General features: G+C 63.8%; 20 protein-coding genes and 1 tRNA gene. 9 read left to right on the top strand and 12 right to left on the bottom strand.

Annotated features, from left to right (window positions below):
* Positions 1 to 13: 13 nt before the first annotated feature.
* Positions 14 to 325 (bottom strand): 50S ribosomal protein L21, encoded by a 312-nt coding sequence (gene rplU, locus B2246_RS24040; protein WP_008647259.1) that lies wholly within the window; start codon positions 323 to 325, stop codon positions 14 to 16.
* Positions 326 to 834: 509 nt separating this feature from the next.
* Here rplU and ispB point away from each other — a divergent pair.
* The 8 genes from ispB to B2246_RS24000 all read left to right on the top strand — a co-directional run bounded on the left by ispB (position 835) and on the right by B2246_RS24000 (position 8,060).
* Positions 835 to 1,764, top strand: a complete 930-nt coding sequence (gene ispB / locus B2246_RS24035; RefSeq protein ID WP_051705520.1) for an octaprenyl diphosphate synthase — start codon at positions 835 to 837, stop codon at positions 1,762 to 1,764.
* 127 nt (positions 1,765 to 1,891) lie between these two features.
* Positions 1,892 to 1,968, top strand: a tRNA-Pro gene (locus tag B2246_RS24030).
* A gap of 291 nt (positions 1,969 to 2,259) precedes the next feature.
* On the top strand, positions 2,260 to 3,981 hold the full coding sequence (gene pilB / locus B2246_RS24025; RefSeq protein WP_008650337.1) for a type IV-A pilus assembly ATPase PilB: 1,722 nt from the start codon (positions 2,260 to 2,262) through the stop codon (positions 3,979 to 3,981).
* A gap of 29 nt (positions 3,982 to 4,010) precedes the next feature.
* A complete protein-coding gene (locus B2246_RS24020) occupies positions 4,011 to 5,276 on the top strand; it encodes a type II secretion system F family protein (protein WP_008650336.1) in 1,266 nt (421 codons plus the stop codon).
* An 18-nt stretch (positions 5,277 to 5,294) separates the two neighbouring features.
* Positions 5,295 to 6,164 (top strand): prepilin peptidase, encoded by an 870-nt coding sequence (locus B2246_RS24015; protein ID WP_008650335.1) that lies wholly within the window; start codon positions 5,295 to 5,297, stop codon positions 6,162 to 6,164.
* A 70-nt stretch (positions 6,165 to 6,234) separates the two neighbouring features.
* Positions 6,235 to 6,879 carry a dephospho-CoA kinase gene (gene coaE / locus B2246_RS24010; RefSeq protein ID WP_035884308.1) on the top strand — a complete coding sequence of 215 codons (645 nt, stop codon included), beginning with the start codon at positions 6,235 to 6,237 and terminating at the stop codon, positions 6,877 to 6,879.
* Between the two features lie 222 nt (positions 6,880 to 7,101).
* Positions 7,102 to 7,860 (top strand): cell division protein ZapD, encoded by a 759-nt coding sequence (zapD, locus tag B2246_RS24005; RefSeq protein WP_008650332.1) that lies wholly within the window; start codon positions 7,102 to 7,104, stop codon positions 7,858 to 7,860.
* 8 nt (positions 7,861 to 7,868) lie between these two features.
* Positions 7,869 to 8,060 (top strand): DNA gyrase inhibitor YacG, encoded by a 192-nt coding sequence (locus B2246_RS24000; RefSeq protein WP_008650330.1) that lies wholly within the window; start codon positions 7,869 to 7,871, stop codon positions 8,058 to 8,060.
* Positions 8,061 to 8,148: 88 nt separating this feature from the next.
* Here B2246_RS24000 and B2246_RS23995 read toward each other — a convergent pair whose 3' ends face one another.
* The 6 genes from B2246_RS23995 to B2246_RS23970 form a co-directional block, all read right to left on the bottom strand.
* Positions 8,149 to 10,179 carry an OPT family oligopeptide transporter gene (locus B2246_RS23995; RefSeq protein ID WP_035884309.1) on the bottom strand — a complete coding sequence of 677 codons (2,031 nt, stop codon included), beginning with the start codon at positions 10,177 to 10,179 and terminating at the stop codon, positions 8,149 to 8,151.
* Between the two features lie 55 nt (positions 10,180 to 10,234).
* Positions 10,235 to 10,678: an NUDIX domain-containing protein gene (locus B2246_RS23990; RefSeq protein WP_035884310.1), complete on the bottom strand. Its 444-nt coding sequence runs from the start codon at positions 10,676 to 10,678 to the stop codon at positions 10,235 to 10,237.
* Complete coding sequence (locus B2246_RS23985; protein WP_008650326.1) at positions 10,675 to 11,586, bottom strand: ATP-binding protein; 912 nt, start codon at positions 11,584 to 11,586, stop codon at positions 10,675 to 10,677. The genes B2246_RS23990 and B2246_RS23985 overlap by 4 nt, the downstream gene beginning before the upstream one ends.
* Positions 11,587 to 11,612: 26 nt before the next feature.
* Positions 11,613 to 12,839: a bifunctional glutamate N-acetyltransferase/amino-acid acetyltransferase ArgJ gene (gene argJ / locus B2246_RS23980; RefSeq protein ID WP_035884311.1), complete on the bottom strand. Its 1,227-nt coding sequence runs from the start codon at positions 12,837 to 12,839 to the stop codon at positions 11,613 to 11,615.
* Between the two features lie 130 nt (positions 12,840 to 12,969).
* Positions 12,970 to 15,762, bottom strand: coding sequence for a preprotein translocase subunit SecA (secA, locus tag B2246_RS23975; protein ID WP_035884312.1), 2,793 nt, complete (start codon positions 15,760 to 15,762; stop codon positions 12,970 to 12,972).
* Between the two features lie 247 nt (positions 15,763 to 16,009).
* Positions 16,010 to 16,942, bottom strand: a complete 933-nt coding sequence (locus tag B2246_RS23970; RefSeq protein ID WP_035884313.1) for a M23 family metallopeptidase — start codon at positions 16,940 to 16,942, stop codon at positions 16,010 to 16,012.
* 108 nt (positions 16,943 to 17,050) lie between these two features.
* Here B2246_RS23970 and B2246_RS23965 point away from each other — a divergent pair, with 108 nt between their 5' ends.
* Positions 17,051 to 17,554 carry a DciA family protein gene (locus B2246_RS23965; protein WP_035884314.1) on the top strand — a complete coding sequence of 168 codons (504 nt, stop codon included), beginning with the start codon at positions 17,051 to 17,053 and terminating at the stop codon, positions 17,552 to 17,554.
* A 146-nt stretch (positions 17,555 to 17,700) separates the two neighbouring features.
* Here B2246_RS23965 and lpxC read toward each other — a convergent pair whose 3' ends face one another.
* The 5 genes from lpxC to B2246_RS23940 form a co-directional block, all read right to left on the bottom strand.
* On the bottom strand, positions 17,701 to 18,618 hold the full coding sequence (gene lpxC, locus B2246_RS23960) for a UDP-3-O-acyl-N-acetylglucosamine deacetylase (protein WP_008650320.1): 918 nt from the start codon (positions 18,616 to 18,618) through the stop codon (positions 17,701 to 17,703).
* 153 nt (positions 18,619 to 18,771) lie between these two features.
* On the bottom strand, positions 18,772 to 19,278 hold the full coding sequence (locus B2246_RS23955; RefSeq protein WP_008650319.1) for a peroxiredoxin: 507 nt from the start codon (positions 19,276 to 19,278) through the stop codon (positions 18,772 to 18,774).
* A 410-nt stretch (positions 19,279 to 19,688) separates the two neighbouring features.
* A complete protein-coding gene (ftsZ, locus tag B2246_RS23950) occupies positions 19,689 to 20,879 on the bottom strand; it encodes a cell division protein FtsZ (RefSeq protein ID WP_008650317.1) in 1,191 nt (396 codons plus the stop codon).
* Positions 20,880 to 21,067: 188 nt separating this feature from the next.
* Positions 21,068 to 22,300: a cell division protein FtsA gene (gene ftsA, locus B2246_RS23945; RefSeq protein ID WP_008650315.1), complete on the bottom strand. Its 1,233-nt coding sequence runs from the start codon at positions 22,298 to 22,300 to the stop codon at positions 21,068 to 21,070.
* Positions 22,297 to 23,199: a cell division protein FtsQ/DivIB gene (locus B2246_RS23940; RefSeq protein WP_008650314.1), complete on the bottom strand. Its 903-nt coding sequence runs from the start codon at positions 23,197 to 23,199 to the stop codon at positions 22,297 to 22,299. Before B2246_RS23940 ends, ftsA begins: the two co-directional genes overlap by 4 nt.
* Positions 23,200 to 23,215 lie beyond the last annotated feature (16 nt).

Genomic DNA, 23,215 nt, shown 5'->3' with positions numbered 1-23,215 from the left:
TCCGAGCCGAGGCTCAGGCAACGATGGCTTCGATGCGCAGTTCGGTGTAATTCTGACGATGGCCCTGACGCTTCTGGTAGTGCTTGCGACGGCGCATCTTGAAGATCTTCACCTTGTCGTGACGACCCTGGGCGATAACGGTAGCCTTGACGGAAGCCCCGCTCACCAGCGGCGTACCAAATTTGATTTGGTCGCCAGCGCCCACTGCGAGCACCTGGTCCAGCGTGATTTCTGCGCCAATGTCAGCCGGTATCTGTTCTACTTTCAGTTTTTCGCCAGCAGCAACCTTGTATTGCTTGCCGCCGGTTTTTACGACCGCGTACATTGTCGAACCTCTCGATGTTGAGTTGAAACGTTGAATGCTGCTCCGGGAGCCCCGGAACCGGCGCCGTTTCGTGCGCCGCAGACGGTGCGCGTGACAAACGCGACCGAAAGAACCGGTGATTATAAACCAGCCGCCGGAAAACCGCAAAGAAAACAATGAGATAGCCTGCCAGCACACCGTCTGAGACGATCGCGGCACTTCCAGCGCCCGGACGATCAGGTCAGGTCGGCCAGCAGGTACCCGGCCAATGCCGCAAAAGCCACCCACCAAGCGGCGCGACGGACGGGACGACGAGATTCGCGTGACTTGTTCATGGCCGGATTATAGAAGCGAGGCCAGGCAGAAAATTGCGCCACGGCAACATCCCGTCCTGACAATCCCTTCCAGCTTGCTACCCACAACAGCCAAACGCACACCCGCATCGCATATAATCCTCGGGTTTTGCGCAACGGTGATTCATCTTGTCCCAGTCTTCCGCTACTGCCCTGCTTGCCCCGGTCGCTGCCGACATGCGCGCCGTTGACGCAGTCATCCGCCGGCGCCTGTCGTCGGAGGTGCCGCTGATCGAACAGATCGGCGAGTACATCATCGGGGCGGGCGGCAAACGTCTGCGCCCGGTCATCCTGCTGCTTTCCGCACGCGCATTCGACTACGAAGGCCATCGCCACCACGAACTGGCCGCGGTGGTCGAGTTCATCCACACCGCCACGCTCCTGCATGACGACGTGGTCGACGAATCGGAACTGCGCCGGGGCCGCGATACCGCCAATGCGGTGTTCGGCAACGCCGCCAGCGTCCTGGTGGGCGACTTCCTCTATTCGCGCGCCTTCCAGATGATGGTGGAAGCCGGCAGCATGCGCATCATGGAGATCCTCTCCAACGCCACCAACGTGATCGCCGAAGGCGAAGTGCTGCAACTGCTGAACATGCACGACCCCGAAGTCACGGTGGAGCGCTACCTGCAGGTCATCCGCTACAAGACCGCCAAGCTGTTCGAGGCATCGGCCCAACTGGGCGCGGTGCTCGCCGGCGCGGACGCGGAGATGGAAGAAGCCGCAGCGGAGTACGGCCGCCGGATCGGCACCGCGTTCCAGCTGATCGACGACATGCTCGACTACACGGCCAGCGCCGAGCAGATGGGCAAGAACGCGGGCGACGACCTGCGCGAAGGCAAGCCGACGCTGCCGCTGCTGCACCTGCTCGAACATGGCACGGCCCAGCAGCGCGAACTGGCGCGCGACGCCATCGTGCAAGGCGGCACCGAGCATTTCGATGCCGTGTTCTCGGCGATCCACGCCAGCGGCGCGCTCGATGTGACGTTCGCAGCCGCCCAGCGTGAAGCAGAGGCCGCGGAGAAGGCCGCCACGCAGTTCCCGGACTCGCCGCTCAAGCAGACGCTGATCGATCTGTGCGCGTTCTCGCTGCAACGGCAAAGCTAAGAGTGGCGCAAAGGCAAAGCTGAGGGCGGCGCAAATCTTCTCGCCCCCTCTTCCCATCCGAAAGAAACGCTGCTAAACTTTTGTTCTTTGCTGCTGACAACGCAAGTTGTTGCGGCAAACCAGAAATCGGGGTGTAGCTTAGCCTGGTAGAGCGCTACGTTCGGGACGTAGAGGCCGGAGGTTCGAATCCTCTCACCCCGACCAGATTTCAAAAAAGCCGGATCCTCGCATGTGGATCCGGCTTTTTGCTTTGTGGCCCACCCCGGCCACGGCACCCTCCACGGCGCCCTTTTTCGCGTCGATTCCCCCGCCCCGCGCAAGTAGGGTTGCGCCGCTGTCGCACAAACGCCAACGCGCGCGCAACCGAGCTTTACAAAAAGTGACCCCAGCGGCAAACTGCCCCGGTCCGGGACACATGCCCCCGCCGATCCCGCCGCAGTCAACCGCGCCGCCGTTCACCAGCCCGAACGCGCGCACCTTGCACAGTATTTCGCCATGACACTAGGCCTCGCGCTTGCCCAGAGCCGGCGGATCGCGCCGGCTCTGCTTGCCCAGTTGGAGCAATCGGCCCGGGAAAAGAAGACGCAGCTGATCGACGAGATCATTGGCAGCGGCACCATGTCCGCCCATGACGTCGCCGTGTTCGCCGCCGACAAGTACCAGCTCCCGCTGCTCGACCTCTCCGAATACAACCTCAGCCGCGTGCCGTCGGCACTCTCGGGCAACCGCGAGTTCCATGCGCACCGGCTCCTGCCGCTGGGCCGTCGGGAAAACCGCCTGATCGTCGCGATGTCCGATCCCGCCAACCAGGCCGGCGTCGAGGTGATCCGCCAGAAGTTCAGCCTGCCCGTGGAAACGGTCGTCGTCGAACACGACAAGCTGATGAAGCATGTCCGATCCGCCGGCGAGGCACTTGGCACGCTCAAGAACGCCCTGCCGACGCCCACGGCTCAGAAGATGATCGACTATGACCCGGTGGCCGCCGCAAGCGCGCGCAAGGTCCCCGGCGCCAACGACATCGACGACGCGCCGGTGGTGCGCTTCCTGCAGAAGCTGCTGACGGAAGCCTTCCATCGCGGCGCGTCGGACCTTCACTTCGAACCGTTCGAGTTCTTCTACCGCATTCGCTTCCGCGTGGACGGCGTGCTGCAGGAAGTCGCGCGGCCACCGCTCGATATCCGCGACAAGATCGCCACGCGCATCAAGGTGCTGTCGCGCCTGGACATCTCGGAAAAGCGCGTGCCGCAGGACGGCCGGATGAAGCTGCTGATCTCGATGCCAAAAGACAAGGACGGCAAGGAGACCGTCGACAAGGCGATCGACTTCCGCGTCTCCACGCTGCCCACGTTGTTCGGCGAAAAGATCGTGATGCGGATTCTCGATTCGTCGTCCGACAAGCTCGACATCGACCAACTCGGCTACGAGCCGCAGCAGAAGGCACTGCTGCAGGAAGTGATCAAGCGGCCGTACGGAATGGTGCTGGTGACTGGCCCGACCGGCAGCGGCAAGACTGTGTCGCTCTATACGTTCCTGAACATGCTGAACCAGGGCGACATCAATATCTCCACGGCGGAGGATCCGGCCGAAATCCAGTTGCCCGGCATCAATCAGGTCAACGTGAACGACAAGGCCGGCCTGACCTTCGCCGCCGCGCTGAAATCGTTCCTGCGCCAGGATCCCGACGTGATCATGGTCGGCGAAATTCGTGACCTCGAGACGGCCGACATCTCCATCAAGGCCGCGCAGACCGGTCACCTGGTACTGTCCACGCTGCACACGAACGACGCGCCGACCACGCTGACACGCCTGATGAATATGGGCGTGGCACCGTTCAACATCGCCTCGTCGGTCCTGCTGATCACCGCGCAGCGTCTGGCGCGCCGGCTTTGCACCTGCAAGCGCGAGGGCGACCTGGCGCCGCAGGTGCTGATCGACGCAGGCTTCCAGGAATCAGACCTCGACGGCACATGGAAGCCCTATCACCCGGTGGGCTGCGACCGATGCAGCGGTAGCGGCTACAAGGGGCGATGCGGTATCTACCAGGTCATGCCGATTACCGAAACCATTCAACAGATCATCCTGTCGCACGGCACGGCATTGCAGATTGCCGAACAGGCGCGCAAGGAAGGCGTGCTATCGTTGCGGGAAGCTGGCCTGCTCAAGGTCAAACAGGGCGTCACGTCACTCGAAGAAGTGCTGGCGACCACGAACACGTAAAACAAAGAACAAGTCTCAGGGGTCAAATCATGGCGACGCGCGCACCAGCGGCGGGCGCCCGGACGGCAGCGCCGTCTCGGGCGAAATCAGGGCGGAAGGCACCCACGCAGTACATCTTCGAGTGGGAAGCCAAGGACCGAAAAGGCAAGTCGTTCAAGGGCGAACAACGCGCCGAGAGCCAGTCCGAGGTCACCGCCTCGCTGCGCAAGCAGGGGCTGACCGTCGTCAAGATGAAGAAGCGCAAGGGCGCGCGCGGCAAGAAGATTACCGAGAAGGACATCGCCTACTTCACGCGCCAGCTCTCGACCATGCTCAAGGCGGGTGTGCCGCTGCTGCAGTCGATCGACATCATCGCGCGCGGCCACGCCAACCCGAACTTCACCCAGCTGCTCACTGTCATCCGCTCGGACATCGAATCGGGTAGCAGCATGGCCACGGCGTTCCGCCGACATCCGCAGTACTTCGATACGCTCTACTGCAACCTGATTGACGCTGGCGAACAAGGCGGTATTCTCGATGCACTGCTCGAACGGCTGTCTCTCTATATGGAGAAGAGCATCGCGCTGAAGAGCCAGATCAAGTCCGCGATGATCTACCCGATCGCCGTGCTGTCCGTGGCCTTTGCCGTGACGGTGATCCTGATGCTGTTCGTGATCCCGGCCTTCAAGGGCGTGTTCTCGAGCTTTGGCGCCTCGCTACCGGCGCCCACGATGGTCGTGATCAACATCTCCGACTTTTTCGTGCAGTACTGGTATCTCGTTATCGGCGCGCCAGTCTTCTCGATCATTGGCTATTTCCGCGCCCGCAAGAAGTCGGAGAAGGTGCAGCGCTGGCACGACAAGGTTCTGCTCAAGCTGCCGATCTTCGGCAGCCTGTTCCGCAAGGCGGTGGTCGCACGCTGGACGCGCACGCTGGCCACGATGTTCGCGGCAGGCACACCGCTGGTGGAGTCGATGGAATCGGTAGCAGGGGCCGCCGGCAACTGGATGTACTACGATGCCACGCGCGAAATCGAGCAGTCTGTGCGTATCGGCACCAGCCTGACCAACGCCATGCAGGCCACCCATGTGTTCGACAATATGGTGCTGCAGATGACTCAGATCGGCGAGGAGTCGGGCGCGCTGGACAGCATGCTGCTCAAGGTCGCCGAGTTCTACGAGCGCGAGGTCGACGACGCCGTGGCCGCCATCTCGAGCCTGATCGAGCCGCTGATCATCGTGGTGCTTGGCGTGCTGATCGGCGGCATGGTCATCGCCATGTATCTGCCGATCTTCAAGCTGGGCCAAGTGGTGTAACGCCGGGTGATGTAACGCATGCAAGCTGTCCTGTCATCGCTGGCGGCGTTGCCGCCAGCTTTCCTTATTGTCGCGGCAGGGGTCGTTGGCCTGATGGTCGGCAGTTTCCTCAACGTGGTGATCCATCGTCTGCCTAAGATGATGGAGTACGACGAGGCCAACTACATCGCGGAAATCCGCGATGAACCGTTGCCGCACCCAGAGCGCTATAACCTGATGGTGCCGCGATCCGCGTGCCCGAAGTGCGGCCACCAGATCGCCCCCTGGGAGAACATCCCCGTCATCAGCTACCTGTTCCTGCGTGGCCGCTGCAAGGCCTGCAAGACGCCGATCGGCATCCGCTATCCGCTCGTCGAACTGGTCACGGCGACGCTCAGCGGCCTGGCGATGTGGCACTTCGGTCCAACGGCGCAGGCGCTGGCTGCGATCGCGATGATCTGGGCGCTGGTCGCGTTGTTCATGATCGATGCCGACACCCAGCTTCTGCCAGACCAGATTACGCTGCCGCTGCTATGGCTGGGCCTGCTGCTGAACCTGCAGGGCCTGTTCGCGCCACTGGCGGATGCCGTCATCGGCGCTGCGGCGGGCTACCTGCTGCTGTGGAGCGTCTACTGGCTCTACAAGCTTGTGCGGGGCCGCGAGGGAATGGGCCACGGCGATTTCAAGTTGATGGCGGCGCTTGGCGCATGGTTCGGCTGGCAGGCACTGCCCGCCCTGATCCTGATGTCGTCGGTGGTCGGCGCCGTGCTTGGCGGCGCGATGCTGATCTTCCACCGCAAGAGTAGCGACACGACCTTCCCGTTTGGTCCGTACATTGTCGGCGCCGGGCTGATTGTCCTGTTCTTTGGCGCCGACGTAGTACCGCTGACGCTGGTGGCCGGACACTAGCCGACAACCGGCAGTTGCACGCAAAGCTGGTATCGTTGGCGACATTCACGACTGACTGACACCCTGTTCCATGCTGGAAATCGGACTGACCGGCGGCATCGGCTCCGGCAAGACCCGCGTCGCGGACATGTTCGCCGCGCGCGGCGCCGCGCTGATCGATACCGACATCATCGCCCACGAGATCACCGCGCCGGGCGGCCCAGCCATTGCACCGCTCGTCGCGGCATTCGGCCCCGGATGCCTGCGCCAGGATGGTGCGATGGATCGCGACGCGATGCGGGCGCTCGTCTTCTCCGACCCATCGGCCAAGACCCGGCTCGAGGGCATCACCCATCCGCTGATTCGCCAGGTCACCGAAGCGCGGGCCGCCGCCATCCGCGAAGCGGGCCACAACCCGTACCTGATCTACGTGGTACCCCTGCTCGTCGAATCGAGTACCTGGCGCGCGCGGGTCGGCCGCGTGCTCGTAGTCGATTGCCAGGAGGAAACCCAGATCGCCCGCGTGATGGCCCGCAATGGATTCACGCGCGATCAGGTATTGGCGATCATGCGGCGACAGGCCACACGCGCCGAACGCATGGCCGTGGCCGACGACCTGATCGACAACGACGGGCCACCCGAAGCGCTGGACGCGCAAGTCGCGAAGCTCGATGCGCTATATCGCTCGCTTTCGGATACATCTGGAAACACATCCGAAAACGCGGCGCATTCGTGACATCCCCCATGCCCGATAGGGGCAGATTCGATTTGTCCTCGGGCCCTGACTCGCATAGAATGCGCTGAAACATGCCGGCAAATATGCGCGGTGTGACGAGTTCCGGCCAGGAACTCCACCCAGGCGCGAGTTGTCTTTGCATGGGCGAAAGCGGCACGGACAGCGCCAGAGCGCCTTCCCGACTGAAACAACCGCCAACCGGCGCGCAGCACGGACACCGACTTGATCCTGTACGAATATCCTTTCAACGAACGCATCAGGACACTCCTGCGCCTGGAGGACCTGTTCGATCGGCTGGATTATTTCCTCGGGCAGGAACATCCGCTTCAGCATCACGTCGCCATCACCACGATTTTCGAGATCATCGACGTGGCGGGACGTGCCGACCTCAAGACCGACCTGATCAAGGAACTCGAGCGCCAGCGCCAGGCCCTGGCGCCGCTGCGCTCCAATCCGCAGATTGATCAGGATGCGCTGGTCGCGGTGATCACCGAAATCGAGCAAGGCATTGCGGCGCTCAGCCAGACCGTCGGCAAGGCCGGCCAGTTGCTGGCCGACAATGAATGGCTGACCAGCATCCGCAGCCGCGCGATCATCCCCGGTGGCACCTGCGAGTTCGATCTGCCGGCGTACTACGCCTGGCAGCATCGCGATGCCGATGATCGCCGCGCCGACATCCTCAAATGGGCACGCCCACTAGCCTCGCTGCGCATGGGCGCTGGCATTGTGCTGCGCCTGCTGCGCGAGTCCGGCCAGAGCGGCAAGGTCATTGCCACCGGTGGCAGCTATCAGCAGATGCTGTCTGGCCGTAGCTACCAGCTCATGCAGGTGTACCTGGACGAATCGCTGCTGGCCTTCATCCCCGAGATGAGCGCCAACAAGTACATGCTCTGGGTACGGTTCACGCAGCAGGATGGCGACATGCGGCCCCGATCGGTGGATGCCGATATCCCCTTCCTGCTGAAGCTCTGTAATTTCTGAAGTCTCCGATGCCAGCCGTCGTCAAATGCCCCACCTGCGGCAAGGAAGTTGCCTGGGTGCCGGATAACAAGTTCCGTCCGTTCTGCTCGGAACGTTGCAAACAGATCGACCTGGGCGCCTGGGCGTCCGAGAAATATGTGATCGGTGGCAAGCCGGGCGAGACGCCGTCGCCAGACCTGCCGGAAGACGCCGAAGACTGATCGGATCGCTGCTACTCCCCTCTCACGCCAGGCGAAAGAGGGGAACCTGCGATAGCGGCGATATCGCCGAGTGCTACGGCCGGCCGGACTAACGCGCAGCCAGCACCCGACGGCAGAATCCCACGCAAACCAGCACGAACACGGCCAGTCCCAGCCACTGCGCCGTAGTGCCAAACCCCTCGCCCACCAGTGCCAGCGGCGCCTCCTTGCCCGAGAGGCCGATCACCGCGGCCAGCGCAACGCCGACCAGGCTTTCACCCACGATCAGGCCCGAAGCAAGCAGCGTCCCGCGTCGCTCGGCATGGGCCAGCACCGTGGGCACATCGTCGCCACGCGCCTCGGCGCGCTTGCGCTCCGTGCGCAGCAACCACCACGACAACACCGCGCCCACCACCAGCGCCGAACTGATCGTCGGCGGCAGGTAGATGCCGATGCCGACTGCCAGTACGGGCAGCCGCGCCACGCCACCGCGATGGCGCAGCACTTCGTCAATCGCGATCAACACAACACCCAGCGCCACGCCAATCAGGATCATTGTCCAGTTGAGCTTGTGCGTGAAGATGCCCGTAGCGATCGCGGTCATCAACGTGGCCTGCGGAGCGGCCAGCGCCTGATTCGGGTCCATGTCGGCCCGGGGCAAGGCGCCGGCAAAGCCGTACGCATGATAGAGCAGTTCGAGCACCGGCGGAATCACGGCGGCACCCACGGCGCAGCCGATCAGCAGCGCCACCTGTTGGCGCCACGGTGTGGCGCCAACCAGCCAGCCAGTCTTGAGATCCTGCAGGTTGTCATTCGAGATCGAGGCCACCGCCACGACAGCCGAGGTCGTGAAGATCGCCAGCGCAATCGCGTACTTGCCGCCCTCGGGCGTGTCGAGCAGGCCGTCCAGCGTGCCGATGCCAAGTATCAGCAGCGACACCAGGATCACAGCGATGATGCCGATGCCCGAGATCGGGCTGGCTGACGACCCCACCAGACCAGCCATATAGCCACATGCGGCAGCCACCAGGAAGCCGAACACGAAGGCGAACAGCACGGCACAGCCAACCAGACGCCAGGTGGCGCCGGTATCGAGCGGCGCCGGGGCCAGGAAGTATCCAAACGTCACTGCCAGCACCACCAGCAGGACCAGCGTGAGGGCGCCGATCCAGGCCATCGGCAAGTCGCGTTGCGTGCGCGGCACCGCGCCACCCGCCCCCGGCGCGCCGGCACGGAGGGCACCCATCGATGCACGCACGCCTTCCACCATCGGCTTGAACAGCGTGCCGAGCGTCCAGATCGCCGCGATACCGATCGTGCCCGCGCCGATGAAGCGCGCCTGCGTGCTCCACACGGCGGTACCGAAGCTGGACAGTGTGGCCCCCGCCGGCATCGGTGTGATGGCGGTCAGCCACGGTACCGCGATGCCCCAGGTCAGGAACAGGCCCAGCAGCATGGCCAGCCCGCCGACGATGCCGACCAGATAGCCGGCGCCCACTAGCGCGAGCGAGAAACCCATCGAGAGGCGCACTACGGATGCGCCAACGGCCAGCCAGGCATTGGCCCCTTCGGCCAGAACCCGGAAGCCACCTGCGGCAATGCTGAACAGGCCCGCAGCAACGCCACCTGCAACGAGGTCACCAAGCCCGGTCTCCTGTTTTCCATTGCCCTTATCCTGGCTCGCGCTCCCCACTCGCAGGATCTCGGCGGCGGCCACCCCTTCCGGATACGGCAGATCGCTGTGCACCACCATCGCGTGGCGTAGCGGGATGCTAAAGATCACACCGAGCATGCCACCCGCCGCGCAGATCGCCAGCGTCTGCCAGAACGGGAATCCCTGCCAGTGCCCCAGCATGACCAGGCCCGGCAGGATGAAGATGATCGACGACAGCGTGCCAGCCGCGGACGCCTGCGTCTGCACCATGTTGTTCTCGAGGATGTTCGCGCCCGGAAACAGCCGCAGCACGGCCATCGAGATCACGGCAGCGGGAATCGCCGAGGAGAACGTCAGGCCGACCTTGAGGCCGAGGTAGATATTGGAGGCGGTGAACACCACCGTGATCAGGGCGCCGAGGATGATGCCCCGCAGCGTCAGTTCGGGCAGAGAAACAGCGTCATCGATACGATCGACACGTTGCATTGAGCCTCCTGTGAGTGGTCGAAAAAAATTGCCCGGCAAGAGCCGGGCATCGATTTCAGCTTGCGCGGGATTCTTCCGCCAGCCAGTCGACGACTGGGATCGTCGCCGGCAGGAGCGGCCCCACCGACACAGGCACTGTCTGCCAGGAGAATGCCTGGCCCTCCCGCCCGACCGGATCGCCGCGCCATTCCGTGATCTTGCGGAAATACAGGCGCACATAGGCATGAGGGTAATCATGCTCCAGCGTGTGCCAGTGTTCGCTTCTCACGATGTCGAGGCCGAGTTCTTCGTGCAGTTCGCGCGCCAGTGCCGCCTCAACCGATTCACCGGGCTCGAGCTTGCCGCCCGGAAATTCCCAGTAGCCCTCGTACGGCTTGCCTGCCGGACGCTGCGCCAGCAGAAACTTGCCGTCCGCCTGGATCATCACGCCAACCGCCACTTCCGTGACCTTGCGCGTCTGCCCGTCGGCGGTCTTCATCGTGTCCACCTGACCGCTCATGCCTTGCTGCCTGAATCAGTCGCGGGATCAGCCACGAACGGCTTGCCATGCTTGCCGCCCCAGTCGCGCGCGAACTGCCACGCCACGCGCCCGGAGCGCGAACCGCGCTCGAGGGCCCAGACCAGCGCATCGCCGCGCGCGGCCTCGATATCGGCGGGCGTGCAGCCGAAGTGTCCGAGCCAGTGACCAACGATGGCCAGATACTCGTCCTGCTTCGGCGGGTAGAACGACAGCCACAAGCCAAAGCGCTCGGACAGCGAGATCTTCTCCTCCACCACCTCTCCCGGATGGATTTCGCCATCGGAAGTGTGCTGGTAGGTCTCGTTGTCCTTCATGTACTCGGGCAGCAGATGCCGGCGGTTCGACGTCGCGTAGATCAGCACGTTGTCTGACTGCGCGGCCACCGAGCCGTCCAACGCCGACTTGAGCGACTTGTAGCCGGATTCGCCGTCCTCGAACGACAAGTCGTCGCAGAAAATCGCGAAGCGCTCGGGGCGCTGCGCAAGCTGCTCGACGATGTCTCCGAGATCGCCCAGATCATCCTTGTCTACTTCCACCAGGCGCAGCCCGTCGTTCACGAATGCATTCAGGCAAGCCTTGATCAGCGACGACTTGCCGGTGCCACGCGCGCCGGTCAGCAGCACGTTGTTGGCCGGCAGCCGGTTCACAAACTGGCGGGTATTGGCGACGATCGCGTCTTTCTGGCGATCGATGTTCTTCAGATCGCCCAGATGGATCGGCGGCAGTTGCCGGATCGCCTGCAGATAGCCGATGTTGCCGAACAGGCTCTGGCGCTTGCGCCAGCGGAACGCTACCGCCTCCTTCCAGTCCGCGTCGGTCAGTTCCGGCGGCAGCCATTGTTCAAGTCGGGCAAGGAAGCCATCGAGGCGGGCAGCGAGGTCAGACATGGGGCGAGTCTTCCAGAATTACGAACTTACGAACGATAGTCGGCGTTGATCGACACGTAGTCATGCGACAGGTCGCAGGTCCACACGGTCGCTTCGGCGTCGCCACGGCCCAGCGCGATGCGCACCGTGATCTCCGCCTGCTTCATCACGCGCTGACCGTCTTCCTCGCGATACTCGGGGTTGCGGCCGCCGTCACGCGCGACCCACACGTCATCGAGCCACAGGTTCACGCGATCGACGTCGAGGTCGTTGACGCCGGCATAGCCGATAGCGGCAAGGATACGGCCGAGGTTGGGGTCCGAGGCATAGAACGCCGTTTTCACCAGCGGCGAATGGGCCACGGCGTAGGCGATCTGGCGGCACTCGGCCACATTCTTGCCGCCTTCCACACGGATCGTCATCAGCTTGGTGGCGCCCTCGCCATCGCGCACGATCGCCTGCGCGAGTTCCTGAGCCAGCGCCGTCACGGCATCACGCAGCGCCTCGAACGCGGCACCGTCGGCGCGTTCGATCGTCACGCCGGCCTTGCCGGAAGCGATCAGCACGAACGAGTCGTTGGTCGACGTATCGCCGTCGATCGTGATGCTGTTGAACGAGTGATCGGCGGCGTGCGACACCAGCTTCTGCAGCACCGGCTGCGCCACGGCGGCATCGGTGGCGATGAAGCCGAGCATCGTCGCCATGTTCGGGCGGATCATGCCGGCGCCCTTGCTGATGCCGGAGAGCGTCACGGTCTTGCCATCGATCTGCACCGTGCGCGAGGCGGCCTTCGGCTGCGTGTCGGTGGTCATGATCGATTCCGCGGCGGCCAGCCAGTTATCGGCACGTGCGTTGGCGATAGCCGTCGGCAGTGCGGCGGTCAGGCGGTCGACCGGAAGCTGTTCCAGGATCACGCCGGTCGAGAACGGCAGCACCTGGTTCGACTGGATGGCCAGTGCCTTGGCCAGCGCATCGCACGTGGCGCGCGCGGCGGCCAGACCCGGTTCCCCGGTGCCGGCGTTGGCATTGCCAGTGTTCACCACGATGGCACGAATGCCAGCGCCCGCGGCGAGATGCTCGCGGCAAACCTGCACTGGCGCCGCGCAGAACCGGTTCTGCGTGAACACGCCCGCCACCGTGCTGCCTTCGGCCACGCGGACCACGAGCACGTCCTTGCGATTGGCCTTGCGGATACCGGCTTCGGCCCAGCCAAGCTCGACGCCGGCGACGGATTTCAAGTTTTCTGCCTGGGGCAGGGGCAGGTTCACTGGCATGGTGATTTCCTCAAATTCTCTGATGCACCTGACGAACATGCCCGCTTGACGCAGGGTTCAAGCGGGCATGTGCTGGATGGTTTGGTGATGCGCACCGCGCGCGCCTATCACCGACCGCGACGGACTGGCTTCAGCTCAGCTTGCCGTGGCACTGCTTGAACTTCTTGCCCGAACCGCACGGGCACGGGTCGTTGCGGCCAACCTTGGGCATGCCGGCCAGCGCCGCTTCGCCGCCCATCGCGGCCAGCGCCGCGGCGGCCGTGTTGCTGCGTGCCGGCTCTGCCTGCTCCACAGGCTCGGCGCCCTCGGCGAACTCGTCGTGCTTGTATTGCACGTTCTCGAGGTGCGCCAGACCCTCTTCGATCTGCTCCGAAGCCTGTTCGAGTTCCTCGGGCGATTGGATATGCACGTTGAACACCACGCGCGTGACTTCGCTCTTGATCACGTCCAGCAGGCGCGCGAACAGTTCGAACGATTCGCGCTTGTACTCCTGCTTCGGATCCTTCTGCGCATAGCCACGCAGGTGGATGCCCTGACGTAGATGATCCAGCGCGGCCAGGTGCTCGCGCCAGTGCGTGTCGATGCTTTGCAGCATGACCGAGCGCTCGAAGCCGGCGAACGACTCGCGGCCCACTTGCGCCACCTTGGCGTCGTAGTGCTCGCGCGCTGCCTTCAGGATCATGTCCAGCAGCTCTTCATCCTCGATGCTCTGCGCGCCTTCGATGGTCTTCGCCAGCGGCAGCTCCAGACCCCAGTCGTCACGCAGGCGCTGCTCCAGGCCAGCGATGTCCCACTGCTCTTCCATGCTCTCGGCGGGCACGTACTCGCGGAACACCTCGACCAGCACGCTCTCGCGCAGGTTCGCCACCATGTCGCCGACGTCCTGCGATTCGAGTACGTCGTTGCGGAGCTTGTAGATTTCCTTGCGCTGGTCGTTGGCAACGTCGTCGTACTGCAGCAGTTGCTTGCGGATGTCGAAGTTGCGGCCTTCGACCTTGCGCTGCGCGGATTCGATCGAGCGCGTGACAATACCGGCTTCGATCGGCTCGCCTTCAGGCATCTTCAGGCGCTCCATGATCGCGCGCACGCGGTCGCCGGCGAAGATACGCAGGAGCTGGTCGTCGAGCGACAGATAGAAGCGCGACGAACCCGGGTCGCCCTGACGGCCGGCACGGCCGCGCAGCTGGTTGTCGATCCGGCGCGACTCGTGTCGCTCGGTGCCGACGATATGCAGGCCGCCAGCCGCCTTGACCTGGTCGTGCAGCGATTGCCACTCATCCTTGAGCTTGGCGATGCGCTCGGCCTTCTCGGCATCGGACAGGTTGGTATCGGCTTCGATAAAACCGGCCTGCTTCTCGACGTTGCCGCCCAGCACGATGTCGGTACCGCGACCGGCCATGTTGGTGGCGATCGTGACCATCTTGGGCCGGCCGGCCTGCGCCACGATCTCGGCTTCGCGCGCGTGCTGCTTGGCGTTCAGCACCTGGTGCGGCAGCTTCTCCTTGTTCAGCAGGTCCGACAGATACTCGGACGTTTCGATCGACGTCGTGCCCACCAGCACCGGCTGGCCTCGGTCGTAGCAGTCGCGGATATCGCGCACCACGGCGTCGTAGCGTTCCTTCGACGTCTTGTAGATCTGATCCTGCAGGTCCTTGCGCTGGGCCTGACGGTTGGTCGGGATCACCACGACCTCGAGGCCGTAGATTTCCTGGAATTCGTAGGCTTCCGTGTCGGCCGTACCGGTCATGCCGGCCAGCTTCTCGTACATGCGGAAGTAGTTCTGGAACGTGATGGTTGCCAGCGTCTGGTTTTCCTGCTGGACGGTCACGCCTTCCTTGGCTTCCACGGCCTGGTGCAGGCCATCGGACCAGCGGCGGCCCGTCATCAGGCGGCCCGTGAATTCGTCGACGATGATGACCTCGTCGTTCTGCACCACGTAGTGCTGGTCGCGATGGAACAGGCTCTGCGCGCGCAGGGCGGCGTACAGGTGGTGCATCAGCGTAATGTTCTGAGGCGCGTAGAGCGATTCGCCCTCGCTGATCAGGCCGAGCTGGGACAGGATCTGCTCGGCCTTCTCGTGGCCGGCCTCGGTCAGGTAGACCTGATGGCCCTTCTCGTCCACGTAGTAGTCGCCCGGCTTCTCGACGCCGGTACCGTCGGCCTTCTCCTCGCCGATCTGGCGCTCGAGCAGCTTCGGAATGCCGTTCATGCGCTGGTAGAGATCGGTCTGGTTCTCGGCCTGGCCGGAGATGATCAGCGGCGTGCGTGCCTCGTCGATCAGGATCGAGTCCACTTCGTCGACGATCGCGTAATGCAACGGACGCTGCACGCGCTGCGACGGGTCATAGACCATGTTGTCGCGCAGATAGTCGAAGCCAAACTCGTTGTTGGTGCCGTACGTGATGTCCGCGTTGTACGCGATCTGCTTCTGATCGTGTGGCATCTGCGACAGGTTCACGCCCACCGACAGGCCCAGGAAGTTGTACAGGCGCCCCATCCACTCGGCATCGCGCTGCGCCAGGTAGTCGTTGACCGTCACCACGTGCACGCCCTTGCCGGTCAGCGCATTGAGATACACGGCCAGCGTGGCGGTCAGCGTCTTGCCTTCGCCGGTGCGCATTTCGGCAATCTTGTTGTCGTTCAGCACCATGCCGCCGATCATCTGCACGTCGAAGTGACGCATCTTCATGATCCGCTTGCTGGCTTCGCGGCAGACGGCGAAAGCCTCAGGCAGCAGTGCCTCGAGCGACTCGCCGCCGGCATGGCGCTGGCGGAATGTCTCGGTCATGCCACGCAACTCGTCGTCCGAGAGCTTCTCGAACTTCGGCTCGAGCGCATTGATCTGCTCGACCGTGCGGCGATATTGTTTGATCAGCCGTTCGTTGCGGCTGCCGAAGACTTTCTTGAGAAGGCCCGTGATCATCGAGTGCTTTCACCTGCGAGCGACCAGCGGCGAACCGGGCAGCCACGCGCGAGGAATGGGTGGATTGGCGCAAAACGCCGAGTTTATCATGTGCCGATGTCCTGACCGGACCGCTGCCAGGCCAGAATCTGCATGGGCGCAACAGGCCCGGGCGATAACCGGAGCCGCCCGTCCGGGACAGGCTACCGGTGAGGTTGGGACAACCTCACCGACTTCAATGTTCCGCTGCGTGCCCAGGGTTCGACGATCAGCGGATGGCGGTACGGTCGGTTGGGGAGAGCGCCTCGGCCAAGGGCGCCGGTGCGGCCGCGTTCAGAAAGCCGTTCGGATTACGTGGCAAACCGTTCACATGGACCTCGAAGTGCAGGTGCGCGCCGGTCGAGCGCCCCGTGCTGCCGACCCGGGCAATCATCTGGCCAGGGCGGACGATATCGCCGGCCCGAACCAGCGACTTCGACGCATGAGCATACCGGGTCTTGAGTCCGTTACCGTGATCGATATCAATCATGTTGCCGTACTCGTTGTGCCATTCCGCTGCCACCACCACGCCACCTGCGGCCGCCAGGATCGGCGTGCCGGTGGGCGCCACGAAGTCCACGCCATCATGCTGAGAGCGGCGACCGGTGAAAGGATCGATCCGCGCACCGAAGCTGGATCCGTCGTACCCGGTTGCCACGGGAAGCACCCGGGGGATGCGTCGTTCTCTCATCTGCCGGTCCATCAACGCGGTCTCGATCACATCGAAGTAGTCGACGCGGTGCTCGGCCTGCTCGCCCAGGCGGGCCAGCTCGGCGCGCAGTTCGGGCAGGGTCAGTTCGGTCGACTGCGCCGGCGCGGCCGGGCCCCCACGGGCTGGGCGATGGCGAAAGTCGAAATCCTGGGGGGCAATGCCGGCGAGACCCGAAACCCGCTCACCGAGGGCATCCAGACGAACCATCTGCGCCTGCAGATCGCCCACGCTCGCGGCAAGCACCGCCAGGTTCTGCCGTAGAAAGACGTTTTCGCGTGCTTGTCGCGAGACCTCGGGCGACGCTTGGGAGCGCGCCACGAGCCAGGTCACCCCTGAAGCGGCGGCAGCAACGAGCGAGCAGAGCGCCAGCATGAGCAGCGCGACGCGCAGGCGCGTGAGATGAAAACGAAGCATCCGCTGCTCGCGCGGATGTAGCACGATGATTTGCATGACCTAACCCCACCCCAAAAGACGGGGCCGCTCTTTCGGCCCCGTGCGCACGCGGGCAAAGGCATCCCGGCTCTCGGACGGGCAAGGATTGCGCGCTAGAATGCGCGCATGCGCATGTTCACCCACCACGCTCACCAGACCCCTGCGGCCAAGCCACTCAATGACTGGCTGGCTAAGGCCGGGCCGGTTTCGGCGCTGATGCAGACCGCGCGGCAACTGGCATCTCTGGAAGCGGAAGTCCTGTCGCTCCTGCCGCAAGGCATGCGGGCCGGCATCGCCGTGGCCGGCATCAAGACTGACGACCGGGGACCGCAAACGGAACGCACACTGTTGTTGCTTGCCGCGCATGGCGCGGCGGCCGCGCGGGTCCGGCAAGTGGTGCCGACCCTGCTTTCCCGGCTGCAACAACGGGGATCGCAGGTTACCGCAATCCGTGTACGGGTACAACCGGAGGTCGGGCGTGGCGATTGGGACACTGACCCGGTCGAGCGCAAACCGCGAACGGCCAATCTATCGCCTGCCGGATTGCACAGCATGGACGTGCTGGCGCACAACCTGGAGGCGTCACCGCTGAAGGATGCGGTGGAGGCCTTGCTCGCCCGGCATCGCTGATTCGATCCCCGCTACGCCCGCTCAGCCCCCTTATTTGCAGTTAGTAGCGGCTGGATGCGCGGCCATGCAACGTCCCGCAGACAACAAAAAACCCCGCGCTCTTTCGAGGCGCGGGGTTTCGATCGAAGCTTGATGCCAGTCAGTTGTCAGGCAAATGCCGGCTGAGCCTGTGGCAGGAACGCGACGGGCGCTTCCTCGACCTTGTCGAAGGTCACGAACTCGTAGGCTTCCTGGTCCGCCAGCAGCGCGCGCAGCAACTGGTTGTTCATGCCATGGCCAGATTTGTGCGCAACATATGAAGCAATCAGCGGATGGCCGATCACGTACAGGTCGCCAATCGCGTCGAGGATCTTGTGGCGGACGAACTCGTCGCCGTAGCGCAGTTCCTCGTTGTTCAACATACGGTGCTCGTCGAGCACGATCGCGTTGTCGAGGCTGCCACCACGTGCCAGGCCCATCTCGCGCAGTGCCTCTACTTCATGGGCAAAACCGAAAGTGCGGGCACGGGCGATTTCACGGACGTAGCTGGTGTCGGCAAAGTCGATCGTGAACGTCTGGCCCGTCTTGTCGACAGCGGGATGGCGGAAGTCGATCGTGAAGGCGAGCTTGAAGCCAAAGAACGGCTCCAGGCGAGCCAGCTTGTCGCCATCGCGGACTTCCACGGCTTTCTTCACGCGGATGAAACGCTTGGCCGCAGGCTGCTCTTCCATGCCCGCCGATTGCAGCAGGAACACGAACGATGCCGCGCTGCCGTCCATGATCGGAATTTCTTCGGCGTCGACGTCGACATAAAGATTGTCGACACCCAGGCCGGCGCAGGCCGACATCAGGTGTTCAACGGTCGAAACGCGCGCGCCGTCCTTCTGGAGCACCGATGCCAGACGGGTATCACCAATGGCCGAAGCCGCCGCATGGATTTCCACGGCCTCCGGCAGGTCGACGCGGGTAAAGACAATGCCGGTATCGGCCGGAGCCGGGCGCAGGGTCAGCGTCACTTTGCGGCCCGAGTGCAAACCGATACCAACCGTCTTCACCAGGGATTTGATAGTGCGCTGTTTGAGCATGACGGCCTCAACTATTATTAAAAGCTATTGGGCGTAAAACTTGATAACGCGATACTACCATTACTCGGTCTATTGCGCTGCACCACTTTGTTTCGGGGTGTTAGACAACGTCCGAAATGATACGCATAAAGCATTCACGCCCGAACTACCGTATCAGGCGCGCAACGCTTGCAGCACCCATTCGGCACTGCTGACCTTGAACTCGCCCGGCTCCTCGACGAACAGGTGGGTCACCACACCGTCATCGACGACCATCGCATAGCGTTTGGCGCGCACACCCAGGCCGCGCTGGCTCAGGTCCTGATCCAGCCCCAGGGCCTTGGCCCATTGCGCGGCGCCGTCACCCATCATCCTGACCTTGCCTGTGGCCTTCTGCTCGCGTCCCCAGGCACCCATCACAAAGGCGTCGTTGACCGAGTGGCACCAGATTTCGTCGACACCGGCGGCACGCAACGCATCGTACTCCTTGAGATAGCTGGGCACATGCTTCGCGGAGCAAGTCGGGGTAAAGGCGCCGGGCAGGCCGAAGACCACGATCTTGCGGCCCTTGACCAGTTCGGCCACCGAAAACGCATTCGGCCCGAGCGCGCAGCCTTCGGATTCGGTTTCGAAAAATTCGTACAGCGTGGCGTCGGGGACGCGTTGCCCAATGGCGATCATGGGAGATTCCTCCTCTCGGTAGAAACCCTGCCTGCATCATAGGGGCGGATGCCGTTGCAACCAAGCGTCGCATTGGCGAATCCTGGCTTCAGCTATGTCAAGTGCAGGGCAGTCGGCTTGCTGCTCAAACGCCGCGCGGCGCGTCTTGTGGACGCGCCGCGCGGACGGGGGCACATCCCGCCGCTGGGAGGCGGGAAACCAGTCCGGGGAGGCGGCCGATGGCCTGCCTGCCCGGCAACGGGATGCGGACGGACTGCTTTCGGCGCGGGCGCGACGCGTGCCGGCGCACTGACGGATGGCGTCAGTCCAGGCAATCACCGAGCGGAAAGGGAGCGCTCGGGCGATGCGGAACGGACCAGCGACAACCCGCCAGGCACGCGGCCAACGCCACGGCCCTGCCGGAGCCCAACTCAGTCAGCCTGCTTGCGCAGGAAGGCCGGGATGTCGTACGTATCCACGCCCTTCTCTTGCAGCGCCGCCACGTGGGCGGACGCCGACTCGCGCGAGCTGCGCCACACGGCCGGCGTATCCAGGCCGCTGTAGTCCGGCGATGCATGCGCCGGGGCAGCGGTCAGGCCAGCCATCATCTGCACCGGGATGTTGTCCGTGCCGGTCTTCAGCAGCGTCATCGGTTGCTGCTTCTTGGCCGAGCGGCCCAGGCCAGTGGCCACCACGGTCACGCGCAGCGCGTCGCTCATCGAATCGTCGTACACCGTACCGAAGATCACGGTCGCGTCCTCCGCGGCGTAGCTGCGGATCGTGTTCATGACTTCCTTGGTTTCCGACAGCTTCAACGAGCGGCTGGCCGTGATGTTGACCAGCACGCCACGCGCGCCGGACAGGTCCACGCCTTCGAGCAGCGGGCTGGCCACGGCCTGTTCGGCGGCCAGGCGGGCGCGATCCACGCCGGACACGGTAGCCGTGCCCATCATGGCCTTGCCCTGCTCGCCCATCACCGTCTTCACGTCTTCAAAGTCGACGTTCACGAGACCGTCGACATTGATGATTTCGGCGATGCCAGCGACAGCGTTATGCAGCACGTCATCGGCGCACTGGAAGCACTTGTCCATCTCGGCGTCGTCGCCCATCACTTCGAACAGCTTCTCGTTGAGCACAACGATCAGCGAGTCCACCGACGACTCGAGTTCGCCCGAACCGTGTTCGGCCACCTTGGCACGGCGCGCGCCTTCGAAGTCGAACGGCTTGCTGACCACGCCCACGGTCAGGATGCCCATTTCCTTGGCCACCTGCGCCACGATCGGCGCAGCACCGGTACCGGTGCCACCGCCCATGCCGGCAGTGATGAAGACCATGTGCGCGCCGCGCAGGGCGTCGGCGATCTGGTCACGCGCCTGCTCCGCGCAGTTACGGCCAACTTCCGGCTTGGCACCGGCTCCAAGGCCGGTGTTGCCCAGTTGCAGCACGCGCGATGCGGTGGAGCGCTTCAGCGCCTGGGCATCGGTATTCATGCAAATGAATTCCACACCCTGTACGCCACGGCTGATCATGTGCTGCACGGCATTGCCGCCCGCGCCGCCCACGCCCACCACCTTGATGATGGTGCCGTCCTGAATCTCCGTTTCGATCATGTCAAAGTCCATCACTGCCTCCGAGAAAAATCAGTCCCCAAACGCTGCAGCCTCCCCGCCGCAACCCTTGGTTCCTGAACAAGAAACCATCAAGAACAACTAACCAGAAAAACTGCGAAAAAACTGCTCAACGTGCATTTCCGCCATCTCGCTGACGCCAGTCGCGTATCACGTCAAAGAAAACCTGACCGGCAATCTCGTCAGAAGTTGCCGACAAACCATTCCTTCATGCGTCCCCACACCTGCTTCACGGAGCCGCTCTGCACCGCCACCTTGCGGCCGCGCATACGCTGAACGCATCCTTCCTGCAGCAGGCCCATCACCGTGGAGTAACGCGGGCTCTTCACGACTTCGTGCAGGTTGCCGCGATACTCGGGCACGCCCACGCGCACGGGCTTCAGGAAGATGTCTTCGCCCAGTTCCACCATGCCCGGCATCATGGCCGTGCCACCGGTGATCACCACGCCCGAAGACAGCAGTTCCTCGTAGCCCGACTCGCGCACCACCTGGTGCACCAGCGAATAGAGTTCCTCGATACGCGGCTCGATCACGGCGGCCAGCGCCTGACGGCTCAGCGTGCGCGTGCCGCGGTCGCCCACGCCAGGCACCTCGATCATGTCTTCCGGGTCGGCGATCGCCTGCTTGGCAATGCCGTACTGCATCTTGATGTCCTCGGCATCGGGCGTCGGCGTGCGCAGCGCCATGGCGATGTCGTTGGTGATCTGGTCCCCGGCGATCGGGATCACGGCCGTGTGCCGGATCGCGCCTTCGCTGAAGATGGCGATGTCCGTCGTGCCGCCGCCGATATCCACCAGCACCACACCGAGTTCCTTCTCGTCCTCGGTCAGCACGGCCAGGCTCGAGGCCAGCGGCTGCAGGATCAGGTCGTGCACTTCCAGGCCGCAGCGGCGCACGCACTTGACGATGTTCTGGGCCGCGCTAACCGCGCCCGTCACGATATGCACCTTCACTTCGAGCCGGATACCGCTCATGCCGATGGGCTCGCGCACATCCTCCTGGCCGTCGATGATGAATTCCTGGGTCAGGATGTGCAGGATCTGCTGATCGGTCGGGATGTTGACCGCCTTGGCGGTCTCGATCACCCGGGCCACGTCCGTCTGCGTGACTTCCTTGTCCTTGATCGCCACCATGCCGCTCGAGTTGAAGCTGCGGATATGGCTGCCGGCAATGCCGGTGAACACCTCGGCGATCTTGCAGTCAGCCATCAGCTCGGCTTCTTCCAGCGCGCGCTGGATCGACTGCACGGTTGCCTCGATGTTGACCACGACCCCCTTCTTCAAACCCTTGGACTCGGACTGGCCCATCCCGATCACCTCATAGCTGCCGTCGGGGCGCAGTTCCGCCACCACGGCCGCCACCTTCGAGGTGCCGATGTCTAGACCGACCAGTAGGTCCTTGTATTCCTTGCTCATCGAGTTTTCTCCGCGTTCTTACTCTTGAGTCGCGTCGGATTGTTGTTGGTGTTACCGGCCGAAGCCGCCTGGGGGGTTGCCGTGCCGCTGGCAGCCTTGGTCGCCGCCTTGGCCGCCGCCGCTGCCTGCGCATCGGTCAGGAAGCGCACGCTGGCCGCCCGGATCGCGAATCCGTTGGGATAGCGCAGATCGGCATACTCGATCTGCTTGCCCATCTGCTCCGTGACCTGCGGCCACGACGCCACGAAGCGCTTGACCCGCGCCTCCATGGCCGTGCGATCCTCGTCGTTCTGCTCGCGGCCGAATTCGACGACCATGCCGTTAGACAACTTGGCACGCCATGCATAACGCCCCGACAGCGCGACGGCCAGCGGTTCGAGCTTCATCGGCTTGAACCACTCGCGCATGATCTCCAGCTTCTCGACCACGTCTCCCTCGCTGTCCGGCGGTCCGTCAAGCGCCAGCAGCTGGGCATCCTCTTCGGCCTCGGCGGTGTTGGCCACGAATACCTCGCCATAGGTATTGATCAGCCTGCCACTATCCGGACCACCCCAGGTACCGAGGGGCTCATGCTCTTCCACCTGGATCGCCAGGCCGTTCGGCCACTCGCGTCGCACGCTCGCGTGGCGCACCCAGGGCACCGACTCGAACGCCTGGCGCGCCGTGTTCAGGTCGAGCGTGAAGAAGTTGCCGGCCAGCTTGCCCAGCGCGTTCGCCCGCACGCTCGGCGCGTTCACGTGGCGCAACGGCTCGCCATCCATCGACGTCAGCTCGACATGCGTAATGGCGAACACCGGCCGCTGGGCCAGCCACAGCAGCCCAGCCCCAAGCGCCATGAGCGCCACCAGCGCGTATAGCGCTGAGGCGAGCAGGTTGAGCAGGCGCGCGTTATGCCACATGTGTCGTCGGTCAGGC

It is taken from the genome of Cupriavidus sp. UBA2010 (assembly GCF_002335265.1).
In the GTDB taxonomy this organism is placed as follows: Bacteria; Pseudomonadota; Gammaproteobacteria; order Burkholderiales; family Burkholderiaceae; genus Cupriavidus; species Cupriavidus metallidurans.
The sequence above is the reverse complement of the archived record's forward strand: the minus strand, read 5'-3'. Positions and strand labels throughout refer to the sequence as shown.